Origin of the sequence: Yoonia sp. (assembly GCF_036007805.1) — a bacterium.
In the GTDB taxonomy this organism is placed as follows: domain Bacteria; phylum Pseudomonadota; class Alphaproteobacteria; order Rhodobacterales; family Rhodobacteraceae; genus Yoonia.
In genome coordinates this window covers 1-12,001 of sequence record NZ_DASYOK010000226.1, presented here as the reverse complement: position 1 = coordinate 12,001, position 12,001 = coordinate 1, and the positions used below count along the sequence as shown (strand labels likewise).

At 58.5% G+C, this 12,001-nt stretch carries 11 protein-coding genes; 6 read left to right on the top strand and 5 right to left on the bottom strand.

The genetic code is table 11. The features are described from left to right. Positions 1–61: 61 nt before the first annotated feature. From VGP75_RS12490 to VGP75_RS12470, 5 genes are all read right to left on the bottom strand, one after another. Positions 62–1,543, bottom strand: a complete 1,482-nt coding sequence (locus VGP75_RS12490; RefSeq protein ID WP_327543983.1) for a peptidoglycan-binding domain-containing protein — start codon at positions 1,541–1,543, stop codon at positions 62–64. A 125-nt stretch (positions 1,544–1,668) separates the two neighbouring features. After that, positions 1,669–4,437 (bottom strand): formate dehydrogenase subunit alpha, encoded by a 2,769-nt coding sequence (gene fdhF, locus VGP75_RS12485; RefSeq protein WP_327543982.1) that lies wholly within the window; start codon positions 4,435–4,437, stop codon positions 1,669–1,671. A gap of 135 nt (positions 4,438–4,572) precedes the next feature. Continuing rightward, a complete protein-coding gene (locus VGP75_RS12480; protein ID WP_327543981.1) occupies positions 4,573–5,391 on the bottom strand; it encodes a PA2778 family cysteine peptidase in 819 nt (272 codons plus the stop codon). A gap of 8 nt (positions 5,392–5,399) precedes the next feature. Next, on the bottom strand, positions 5,400–5,801 hold the full coding sequence (locus VGP75_RS12475; RefSeq protein WP_055296970.1) for a PA2779 family protein: 402 nt from the start codon (positions 5,799–5,801) through the stop codon (positions 5,400–5,402). A gap of 128 nt (positions 5,802–5,929) precedes the next feature. Then, the gene (locus tag VGP75_RS12470; RefSeq protein WP_327543980.1) at positions 5,930–6,217 is read right to left on the bottom strand and encodes a YggT family protein; all 288 of its coding nucleotides are present in this window, start codon (positions 6,215–6,217) and stop codon (positions 5,930–5,932) included. A 136-nt stretch (positions 6,218–6,353) separates the two neighbouring features. On the opposite strand from VGP75_RS12470, the gene VGP75_RS12465 reads away from it, so the two are divergent. The 6 genes from VGP75_RS12465 to VGP75_RS12440 form a co-directional block, all read left to right on the top strand. Beyond that, positions 6,354–6,899 (top strand): acyl-CoA thioesterase, encoded by a 546-nt coding sequence (locus VGP75_RS12465; RefSeq protein ID WP_327543979.1) that lies wholly within the window; start codon positions 6,354–6,356, stop codon positions 6,897–6,899. Positions 6,900–6,965: 66 nt separating this feature from the next. Then, positions 6,966–8,342 (top strand): MFS transporter, encoded by a 1,377-nt coding sequence (locus tag VGP75_RS12460; RefSeq protein WP_327543978.1) that lies wholly within the window; start codon positions 6,966–6,968, stop codon positions 8,340–8,342. Continuing rightward, positions 8,327–9,229, top strand: coding sequence for a penicillin-insensitive murein endopeptidase (gene mepA, locus VGP75_RS12455; protein WP_327543977.1), 903 nt, complete (start codon positions 8,327–8,329; stop codon positions 9,227–9,229). Before VGP75_RS12460 ends, mepA begins: the two co-directional genes overlap by 16 nt. Further along, complete coding sequence (locus tag VGP75_RS12450; protein ID WP_327543976.1) at positions 9,230–10,081, top strand: esterase-like activity of phytase family protein; 852 nt, start codon at positions 9,230–9,232, stop codon at positions 10,079–10,081. Between the two features lie 72 nt (positions 10,082–10,153). After that, positions 10,154–10,795 (top strand): queuosine precursor transporter, encoded by a 642-nt coding sequence (locus VGP75_RS12445; RefSeq protein WP_327543975.1) that lies wholly within the window; start codon positions 10,154–10,156, stop codon positions 10,793–10,795. A gap of 529 nt (positions 10,796–11,324) precedes the next feature. Next, positions 11,325–12,001 (top strand): hypothetical protein (locus tag VGP75_RS12440; protein ID WP_327543974.1); only part of this gene is annotated, 677 nt, incomplete at its 3' end.

Genomic DNA, 12,001 nt, shown 5'->3' with positions numbered 1-12,001 from the left:
TGAAAAAGGGCGCCCCACGGAAAGCGGGGCGCCCTTTTTACGTGTCAGAGCGGAGTTGCCCCTAGCGACCGAAAGTATCAGCCAGCAGACGCGCCAGTGTCGCCTGATCCAGATACCCCGTCGATGTCAGGTTTCCCTGCGCCTGATAGCGCCCGATCGCGCGCCGCGTATCGCTGTCGAACCGCCCGTCAACCTGTCCGGGGTTGAACCCCAATTGCTGCAGCCGGTTTTCGATAAGTCGGCGCAGGACAGGATTGATATTCAACGCATCCTCACGCGCCCGCGCTGCATCATTAGTTGCTTCATTCGTCGCATCATTCAATGCAGCCAGCCTGTTGCGCGCCTCATCTGCGAAAATACCGTCGGGATAACGCTCCAGATATGCCTGATAGCCGGCTCGCGTGCCACGTGCACCGGTTTCTTCCCAATAGTCACGCTCCAGTGACAAGGCTTCTTCACGCGCACGCTCTTCCTCTGCCGCGACTTCAGCGGCGCGGCGGCTGGCCTGCGCATCAATGCGGTTGATCTGCTCGGTCGTCAGATAGGAGGTCTGCCCAAACCCGTTGTTTTGCTGCCAGTTGCGGATCGCTCCGCGGGTGCCGGGGCCAAAGATACCGTCCACGCCCCGCGTATCGAACTCCAGCACTGTCAGATTACGCTGGATCGCGCGCCGCTCGTTGCGGGTCAGGTTCAGGGCGTCCTCGGCAATCTGTGCAAGTCTGACCGGATCATTTTCGATCTGGTCCAGACGGCTGCGCGCCTCTTCGACATAAGGGCTGCGGGGATGATCAAAAATAAAGTCGCGATAGCTATCGGCGGTATTCGCATTCTGCGCGTTGGTCCATGCGGTCAGGCTTGGCTCGATTTGCGGCAGGCTTGGCGCCGGAACTGCATCTGACGGCTGCATAATTAGGCTCTGCGGCTGGAAACCCAGCGTATTCAGGCGACGGTTGTCGCGCACATAGGCCATGATATCGCCACCCGATACGGCAACCGCATCAGTCAGAACCTCGGTAACCCGGTCCGGCTCCCCATAAATCACAGTCACACCTTGCGGCACATCAAGATTTCCCACGCCTTCGCGCAGATATCGTCCGAAACTGCTGAACCCGTCCTGATCGTACCCCAGCACCAAGATCGCCTGACCGGGTGTGCGTGCGAGGACATCCAGTACCGTGTCCACCGATATCGCGCTATCCAAGCCAAAGGGTGTGGGTGTCTGGGCGTCCTGCGCCAAGAACCATGTCCGCGTGCCATCCGTGGCGAAACGACCAGAAAGCGCAACAACCAGACGATCCGCGTCCAGCGCGTCATCGGCCAATGTTTCTGCCAGACGCTTCATGTCGCGCGCGGACCCGTTCGAGAGCGTGGTGACCTGATAGCCTGCTTGCCGGAGCTCATCGGAGGCGTCCAGAATATCCGTTGCATCGCCTACCCTGCTGAATTCCTGATAGCGGTCAACGCCCATCAAGAGGGCTGCGTCATCGGCAAAGGCCGGCAGGGCAAGCCCCGAGAGGGCCGCAATCAGGGTCAATCTGCGCATCGCGCGTCTCCTTTGGTTAGTCTTGCAGAAGCCGCAAAATCGGCCCCGCATTCAACCAAATGCTAGGCTGTTGCGGGGGTGCTATTCAATAGCGCCCCCTAAACCGGCGTTAGATGCGCAGGTTCTTACTGGGCCGGAACGGTGGTTTCGGCCTTTTCGACGCGCACGGCAGAAAATTTGAACTCGGGGATCTTGCCATAAGGATCGACCGCCGGATTGGTCAGCACGTTCGCCGCCGCCTCGACATAGGCGAAAGGCACAAAGACCATATCGGGGGCCACCGCCCGGTCTTCGCGGGCCATAATCGTGATGCTGCCCCGGCGGCTCGACACTGTCACCATTCCACCGGGTTCAACGCCAAGTTTGCGCAGTGTCGAGGGGTGCAGCGAACAGTTCGCCTCCGGCTCAACCGCGTCCAGAACACGTGATCGCCGTGTCATGGAGCCGGTATGCCAGTGCTCCAACTGACGACCCGTTGTCATGATCATCGGATATTCCGTATCGGGTGCTTCATCCGGCGCGATCACGCTGGCGGGGGTAAAGCGCGCACGCCCGTTCGCACGGGGAAAACCATCGCCAAAGACGATCGGCTGGCCGGGGTCAGTAGGCGATAGCGACGGGTATGTCACCGCATTCTGCGCCTCAAGCCGGTCCCACGTGATGTTCGACAGCGATTTCATCGACAGCGCCATTTCGGCAAACACCTCACGCGGGTGGCTGTAGGTCCAGTTCAAGCCGAGGCGCTTGGCAAGTTCGGTGGTGATCCACCAATCCTCGCGTGCTTCACCGGGGGGGGGCACCGCAGGGCGGCCCATTTGCACTTGGCGGTTGGTATTCGTGACAGTGCCAGATTTTTCAGCAAAGGCGGCGGCAGGCAGGATCACATCGGCATAGTTCGCCGTCTCAGTAATAAAGATATCCTGCACCACAAGGTGTTTCAGTTTCGCCAAAGCATCGCGGGCATGTTCCACATCAGGGTCGGACATGGCGGGGTTTTCGCCCAGGATATACATGCCATGAATATTGCCCGCATGTACGGCATCAAGGATTTCGGTGACGGTCAGCCCCTTGTTGGGGTCAATCGTGCCTTCCTGCCAAATCTCTTCGAACGCGGACCGCACACCGTCATCGCCCACAGGCTGATAATCCGGCAGGAACATCGGGATCAGGCCCGCATCAGAGGCACCTTGCACGTTGTTTTGTCCGCGCAGCGGGTGAAGACCGGCACCGGGCCGGCCCACTTGGCCGGTCATCAATGCAAGGCTGATCAGGCAGCGGGAATTGTCGGTGCCGTGGATGTGTTGCGACACACCCATGCCCCAAAAGATCATAGCGGCCTTGGCACCGGCGAAGGTGCGGGCCACATCGCGCAGCACTTCCGCCTCGATGCCGCATATCTTGGCCATCTTTTCGGGCGTAAAGTCCGCAAGATGCGCTTTCTCGGCCTCCCAGTTTTCGGTGTAGGCCTCGATATACTGGCGGTCGTAAAGCTCTTCCTCGACAATCACATGCATGATCGCATTCAGCATCGACACATCGGCACCAGGCCGGAATTGCAGCATATGGGATGCAAACCGCTTGAGCGCCTGACCGCGCGGGTCCATCACAATGAGCTTGCCACCGCGTTTGGTGAATTGCTTGAAATAGGTGGCCGCAACGGGGTGGTTTTCAATCGGATTGGCCCCGATGACGATGGCCACGTCGGCATTCTCGATCTCGTTAAAGGTTGCGGTCACAGCACCAGAGCCCACGTTCTCCATCAGCGCCGCGACCGAGGACGCGTGGCAGAGCCGCGTGCAGTGGTCGACGTTGTTGTGACCAAACCCCTGACGGATCAGTTTCTGGAACAGATAGGCCTCTTCATTGGTGCATTTCGCTGACCCGAAACCGGCAATACCGGTGCCGCCAATATCGGCCATGCCTTTGGCGGCCACATCCAGCGCCTCGTCCCATGTCGCTTCGCGGAAGTGGGTCTGCCAGTTTCCAGGGTCCACGTTCAGTCCCTTGGCGGGCGCATCATCGCGGCGGATCAACGGCTTTGTCAGGCGGTGATTGTGGTGGATGTAATCGAACCCGAACCGCCCTTTCACGCACAGCCGCCCCTCATTGGCGGGGCCATTGATGCCTTCGACGAATTTGACCTTGTGGTCTTTGATCTTCAGGCTGATCTGACAGCCGACACCGCAGAACGGACACACGCTTTCGACCTCTTTGTCATAGTCTTTCGTGTCGCCCATCTGGTTTTCATCCGTCACCGTCGCGGGCAGCAGCGCCCCCGTCGGACAGGCCTGCACACATTCACCGCAGGCCACGCAAGTTGACGCGCCCATCGGATCGGCCATATCGAACACCGGATAGGCATTACCGCCACGCCCTGCCATGCCGATTACGTCGTTGACCTGCACTTCGCGGCACGCGCGGACGCAGAGGCCGCATTGGATGCAGGCATCAAGGTTCACCGACATCGCCACATGACTGTCATCAAGCAGGGGGATATGATCGGGATCGGCTTTGGGAAAGCGGCTCTCGCTCACGTCCTGTTTCGCGGCCATGTCCCACAGATGTGCGGATTTATCGTGGGCCACCTCTTGGGCGGGCTGGTCGGCGACCAAAAGCTCCATCACCATGCGGCGGGCCTGCGTTTCGCGCGGCTGGTCGGTGGTCACGACCATGCCTTCAGCGGGTTCGCGGATACAGCTCGCGGCCAAGGTCCGCTCGCCCTCAATCGCAACCATGCAGGCGCGGCAGTTGCCGTCAGACCGGTAGCCGGGTGCGGGCTTGTGGCACAAATGCGGGATCACAAGTCCGCGTCCATTGGCGACTTCCCAAATCGTTTCACCCGGTTGCGCGGTCACGGTCTGACCGTCGAGCGTAAAGGTAATTGGATCTGCCATCGGGTACCTCCAAGGTGCGTTGCCCGAATATAGACCATTTGCGCCCCCGCACTGAAAGGTCATGCGCGACCGCAAGCAGCACATTTACGCCATGCGGGATTTCCGATGGGTTACGAGAGGGGCGAATGAGGGGAATTAGCCCGCGATTTCGCTTTCGACAAAGGCGAGGTTGGCGCGCACTTCGGGAATCGTGGGATCAATGCTGCGGGCACGGCGCAATGCCTGTCGCGCACCCCGCAAATCGCCCTGCGCATAGCGGGCATTGCCCAGACCGAATTGCCAAAGCCAGTTCTCGGGCCAGTTCGCGGCACCCGTTTCATAAAGCGTTTCGGCTGCCTCATACTGCGCGACCCGCTCGAGCGCGGCAGCGGCAGAGAGGACCTCGGCCTCGTCCACGCTGGCGGGCAGTTGATCGGGTGGCAACACCACCAGCCCCCAGTAATCGCCGCGCCGCCATGTGCGCTCAAAGACCGCAAAGGGCATGACCATCTGGTCCTGCTGGCCGGAATTCAGATAGACCTCATCGCGTGCAAAATCATAGCCTGTCACAACGCCGTAGTGCCACACGGGCACCACGCTGAACCCGAGGTTTTGAAAGACAATCACCGGATGGCCTGCGGTCACTTCGGTCAAGAGCTGCTCAAAGTTATCAATCTCGACAGCAAGTTGGCCCAACCTGCGGCTGCTGCCGATCATATCTGCCAGATAGGTACCGCCCGCGCCCGGGCTGAAGGCAAGGGCGGCGACCTCTTCTTGCGTGATATCCGTCCCCGCCCACTGCATCACCATCGCGATCGAGGTGGGACCGCAGAAGAAATCTTCCTGCTGGATCAGCGGCACACCTGCGATTTGCGCCCGCGTCGGGGCGTCAAAGGACAGGCGTTCATCCGGATCAAAAGGTGGCGCGCAAGCCGCCAGCCAGCACAGGGCCAGCAGGTAGGCAAAGCGTTTCACAAATGCGCCTAGCGGACGCACCGCGTAAAGTTGAAGAAGCGTGTAAAGCACAAAAGGTCAGTGACCAGCAGGATCACGAAAATCGTGAACAGCGTGCCCACGATATCGGCACCTGCACTGTCATTTTCCATCTGCGTCAGCATCGTGGCTATTTCTGCGTCGGACAGCGCGGCCAAACGGGCCTCGGCCTCGGCGGGATCAACGCCAAGCGCTTCGATCTCGGCGCGGACCTCATCGCGCTGCATTTCGTCCATCAGCGCGTTGCGGTTCGCCAAAGCCGTGTATTTGCTGATCGCTGCATCTGTGCCCAGCATCTCGGCCTGCGCCATTGTTACCGCCTGCGTGGCCAGCACCATCTGCGCCGAAAGCGCGATTGCGATACCTTTTTTGCTCAGATTAAGAAAACCCATGTCGTTATTTCCCATTGTGCGGCGGCATTCCGGTCCGCCACGTTGCCCCAATGCGCATAGTTTTGAGCAATTTCCGCCCCAGCGCAACTCTTTGCGGGAAATTTAACGCCCAATCGGCAAAAACCAGACTAGGCGAATGCGAACATGTTGTTGATCAGGAAGATACGCAGGATTTCAAGGCCGACCAGTACAACGATCGGTGACAGGTCAATCCCGCCCAGATCCGGCATAAACCGGCGGACGCGGCTGTAAATCGGCTCCAGAACCCGCTCCAACCCGTACCAGACCTGACCCACAAATTCCTGGCGGATGTTCAGCACCTCAAACCGGATCAGCCAGCTCATGATGAAATGCGCAATAACAAAGAACCGGATCACGCCAATGATCAGCAGGAGGGCTTGGAAAATTGTCAGCATGGATGCGGCCTTTTTGAACTGTTTGTCACGATCTAAGCCCTTGCGCGCGCCGCGACAAGCCCAAGGGCTGCCGCAAGGTCAAAGTTGACGCAGACGTCACGCGGGCGCATCCCCCGTGGAAAGAAAGGACGCCCGCATGTACCCTATTATCCGCGTCATCAAAGAGGTTCTCAAAGCCAAACGTATGCCCTCGCTGCATCCTTTGGGCAGCCATGTGTCGCATCACCGCTGCTGGCCGCAGGACATTGATCAATACCTGGAAATGAACAACGGGCGCATCCTGACGATGCTTGATCTGGGCCGTACCGGTCTTGCCCAGCGCACGGGCCTGCTCGATGCCCTGCGCAAGGAAAGCTGGGGCCTAACGATGGCGGGCGCGTCGATCCGTTATCGCAAACGCATCCGTCCGTTCGTGAAATTCCGGATTGTGAGCAAGGCAGTGGGCTGGAGCGAGCGGTTCTTTTATCTCGAACACACCATCTGGATTGGTGACCAATGTGCAGTACAGGCCCTTTTCCGCGCCGCCGTGACAGACAAGAACGGCATTGTGAACCCTGCCCGCGTCTTTGCAGCGGTTGGCCTTGACCAACCCTCGCCTGAAAAGCCCGCCTGGGTGCAAGCCTGGATTGATGCGGATAACACCCGCCCCTGGCCGCCCGCTGACGACGGAACGTCGCACTAAAGAATTCTTGCCAGCCTTAGGCTTATCTGTGTCTTATCCCTTCAGGGAAGAGCAGGGACAAGAAAAATGGCAGTCGCAAAGAAACGCATCTGGGGGTGGATGGCCTTTGATTGGGCATCGCAGCCTTTCTATACGCTTGGCCTGACCTTCATCTTTGGCCCGTATTTCGCCGTTGTCGCGACCGAGTATTTCTTCAGCACCGGCATGTCCGAGAGCGCGGCTGACGCGCAGGCGCAATGGGTCTGGTCGGCGGGGCAAACGGTTGCGGGGCTACTGATTGCCTTCACTGCCCCGTTCTTGGGCGCATTCGCCGACAACTCGGGCCGCAAGATGCCGTGGATCGCATTCTTCTCGGTCGTTTATGTCGTCACGACCTTCATGTTGTGGGGACTGACACCGGATGGGTCATCGCTCATCCTTGTGCTGGTGATGTTCTACGTGGGCTTCTTTGCTGCTGAAAGCGCATTGAACTTCGTCAACGCCATTCTGCCATCGCTGGGCAATGACAAAGAGGTTGGCCGGATTTCCGGCTCGGGTGCTGCCTTTGGGTATTGGGGCGGCGTGACATCGCTCTTCATCATGCTGCTGCTCTTTGCCGAGAATGATCAGGGCGTCACCCTGTTGGGCAATGCGCCGCTGTTCGGGTTGGACCCGGAGGCGCGCGAAGGCACGCGCTTTGTCGGGCCGTTTATCGCGATCTGGTACGTCATCTTTATCATCCCTTTCTTTATGTTCGTCCGCGACGATCCCAAGGCTGCGCGGAAGTCCACGAAACTGGGCGCGGTTTGGGGCGAATTGCTGGAAACGCTGCGGTCGGTACTCCACCGCAAAAGCCTGCTGAACTTTCTGTTGGGGTCGATGTTCTACCGTGACGCGCTGAATGCGCTTTACGCATTTGGCGGCGTCTATGCGGCGCTGGTACTGGATTGGCAGACAATCCAGATTGGCGTGTTCGGGATTATCGCCGCGATTGCCGCCGCCATCACGACCTGGCTGTCAGGGTTGGCAGATGCGCGCTATGGCCCCAAGCCGGTTATCCGCGCCTCTGTCTGGGTGCTGATCCTTGTCTCGGTCATCATCGTGGGCATGTCCCGCGAGAGCATCTTTGGCATTCCCTTTGCCGAAGGCTCGGGCATCCCTGATATCATCTTCTATATCTGCGGTGTCTGCATCGGTGGCGCGGGCGGTGCGGTCTATGCCTCATCCCGTTCAATGATGGTGCGTCACACCCATCCCGACCGCCCCGCCGAGGCCTTTGGCCTGTTTGCGCTTACCGGCAAAGCCACTGCTTTTCTTGCCCCTGCGCTGATCACTTTGTTCACGATCATGACCGGTAGCAATCAATTAGGGTTCTTGCCTATAATCTTTCTTTTCCTGATCGGGCTTTTGTTGCTACGGTGGGTCAATAAAGACGGAGATCGCGCAGAATGGTCCGCTTCATAATCGCAGCAGTATTTACCCTCGGATTGGCCGCATGCCAGACGGAAGAACCGCCTGTTGTCAGCCTGTCCAGCCAGAATTTCAACGACACACGCATCGCCAAGACATTGTTCGGCGCGGCACCCGACGCCTCGCCGCAAGCGGCGCAGCCCTTTGGCAGCTATTCGCGCGGCTGTCAGGCAGGCGCGCAGCAGTTGGAAGAAACAGGTCCGACATGGCAAGCGATGCGCCTGTCACGCAACCGTAATTGGGCGCAACCCAAAACGCTGGATTACGTGCGCGACCTCAGCCGCTTTGCCGCGACACAGCCGGGATGGGAGGGGCTTTATATCGGCGATATGAGCCAGCCGCGCGGTGGCCCGATGCTCACCGGACATGCCAGCCACCAGACCGGTTTGGATCTTGATGTTTGGATGTTGCCGCCACAGAGGCTCGACCTGACAGTGGCCGAGCGCGAAAGTATTTCGTCAATCTCGATGCGGCGTAATGCGGGGGCATTTACCAACGACCTCTGGACGCCCCAGCATGAGGCGATCGTCCGCGCTGCGGCGTCAGACCCGCGTACCGCACGCATCTTTATCTTCCCCGGTGCCAAGGTCGCGATGTGCAATTCGGCCACCGGTGATCGCAGCTGGCTGTCCAAAGTGCGCCCGTGGTGGGGCCATCACTATCATTTTCACGTACGCCTGAATTGCCCGGAGGGTGCGTCAGGGTGCGAGAACCAAGCGGCACTCCCGCCGGGCGATGGATGTGCAGAGGCGCAAGAATGGGTTGACCGTATCCTGAACCCGCCACCACCGGACCCGAACGCGCCACCCCCAACACCACGCGCAGAACTGACAATGGCCAACCTGCCCGGCCAGTGCCAAGCGGTCTTGAACGCCCAGTAAGTGTTCCGCTTTTTATGCCTCTTGGCTCTGCTCAGGGCCGTGCCTGCCTATGCCGAGGTCACATATCTTGGCAGCTATGACTGGCGCGTGAGCGACCGGCTCTTCGGCGGCTTCTCAGCCATTGAGGTGACGGCCGACGGGATGGATTTCGTCGCCCTGACAGACCGCGGCAGCATCGCGCGCGGCACATTCACACGCGACGGAGACGCAATTACCGGCATCGAACTCAGCGTCCTGCGGCGTCTGCTGGGGCCAACCCGCGCTCCGCTCGCCGATGATTTCAGCGATAGCGAAGGGCTCGCCATCGGGCCGGACGGGACGCTCTATATCTCGTTTGAAGGTAAGGATGGGGTGCGATCCTTTGCGGACGTGGATCAGCCCGGGTCCGAACTCATGGCCGCACGGGACTTTAACGCCTTTCAGCCCAATTCAGGGCTTGAGGCCTTGGCGATTGGACCGGACGGCGCGCTTTATACAATTCCCGAAAGGTCGGGGCTGGCGACGCGGCCTTTTCCTGTTTTCCGGCTCAAAGACGGTGTCTGGGATCAGCCTTTTGATATCCCGCGCACGGGGCCTTTCCTGCCTGTTGGCGCGGATGTCGGGCCCGATGGCAAGCTCTATGTGCTGGAACGTGACTTTGCCGGCATCGGATTTCGCAGCCGTATCAGGCGGTTTGATCTGGAGGGTCGCAATGAAGAGACCATTCTCGAAACGGGCCTGCGCACACATGATAACCTCGAAGGGATCAGCGTCTGGCAAGACGCCCAAGGGCTGCGGATCACGCTGATTTCTGACGACAACTTTCGCATGTTCCAAAGGACCGAGGTCGTCGAATACCGATTGACGGAGTAGGCAGAGGGCGTTAATTCGCCCTGTCCCCGTCGGGGGCCAAGTGCCGCAACCTTGTCAAAACGGAATTATCGCATGACACGTATCCTTCCCGGCGTTCTCGCCATGGCCACCATTGTTGTGGCATCCAACATCCTCGTACAATTTCTGCTTCTCGACGGGCTTTTGACCTGGGGGGCGTTTACCTATCCGCTGGCCTTTCTTGTCACCGACGTGATGAACCGCGTCTACGGGCCGTCGGCGGCGCGCAAGGTTGTGTTCTCCGGTCTGGTGGTGGGCATCATCTGTTCGCTGATCGGCAGCCGGATCATGATCCAGGGTGACGGGTTCGAGTATCCGGCCGTGGCGCTGCGTGTGGCGATCGGCTCGGCGACGGCGTTCCTGATTGCGCAATTGCTGGACATCGTGGTGTTCAACCGCCTGCGTGACGGATCGTGGTGGAAGGCGCCTCTCGGCAGCACGCTGGTTGGCTCAACCGTGGATACGGCGATCTTCTTTTCCATCGCATTTGCCGCCGTTTTCAACGGGTTAAGCGCATCTGCCGCCGAAGAAGTGATGTGGGCGCAGGACGCCGCACCCTTCCTGCTGACCGGTCCCGAGATGCCGCTTTGGGTGACACTGGCCGTGGCCGACTGGGGCGTGAAACTCAGCATCGCGCTGCTCGCTTTGGTGCCATTTCGCATCATTGTTACGCGTATGCTGCTGCGCAGCGCATAAACACGACATCAGGTATCTTTTTACTTGAAATATACCAAATCTGTGGTTTTCTGCTTTCAGGCGAAACATTTGAAAGGAGGTGATCCAGTGCATCATGAGGTATTGGAGAAGTGTGTCGGGACAACTTGGGAGGAGCGCAGCTAGGGCAGCCCTTGGCTGACGTGAACCCAAGGTGGAGTTCCTAACCGACCCACCTCCGAAATTCAGGAAAGGGCCATCCCGTTCGCCGGGGTGGCCCTTTTTCGTGGGGGTTCGGGGCGTACACAAGGCGTACACAGGCTGTACACAAGGTGTGTGTACGGGTGTGTGGGTGGTGGAACCGTAGGGCGGCGCGCACGGCCTGGGGATCTTATGCTTACTGGCGGTCGGAAAACGCTACCGAGCGACACGGCTAACCTACAAGCCCGTGAAGCGGTGGTTGAAAGAGAGGTATGTGCGCACGCAAGTGCGGGCATTCAGGAGGAGTAAGCAATCCTTGCATCAACTCTAAATTGATTTAGAATTCCACCGAAGTCAGATAGGAGACCAAATGGACCCGATCACATCAGCACTTGTAAAAGAGTTCTCAACTGCCCAGGGGATCACTGAATACGGCGAAGACAAACAGTTTGAGCACTTTGCAGCACATTGCATTGTGTCTGAACGCTACGAAGATGAATTCGACACCTCAGACATGGTCGTTGGCGAGGGCCAAGACCTGAACGTCGATGCTTTTGCCATCAAGATCAACGGTCGCTTGGCAACCGATGCTGAATTCATAGATGATCTTGTGGCCTTGAATGGTTACTTGGAAGTCGAATTCATCATCATTCAGGCCAAGACCTCTAGTTCATTTGATGGCGCAGCTTTGATTGCACTAGGTGACAACTTAGCCAACGAAATTTTCGCCGAACATCAAACCATGCCGGCGAACCAAGACGTTCGACGATTGATCGCTATGAAGGAGCGTATTTTTTCTCACGCAGGAAAATTAAAAGAGAACCCGTTATGCAAGGTCTACTATGTTTGCACGGGAACATGGAAAGATGATGAATATCTTGTCGCAGCAATAGACCGAAAAAAGCGTGATCTCTTAGATACAAACCTGTTTTCTAGCGTCAATTTCCTACCAATTGGCGCCAGAGAAATTCAAGACCTATACAGAGCTACAAGAACAAGTATTTCGCGGGAAATCACTTTTAGTAGCCTAGTTACCCTTCCAGCAAT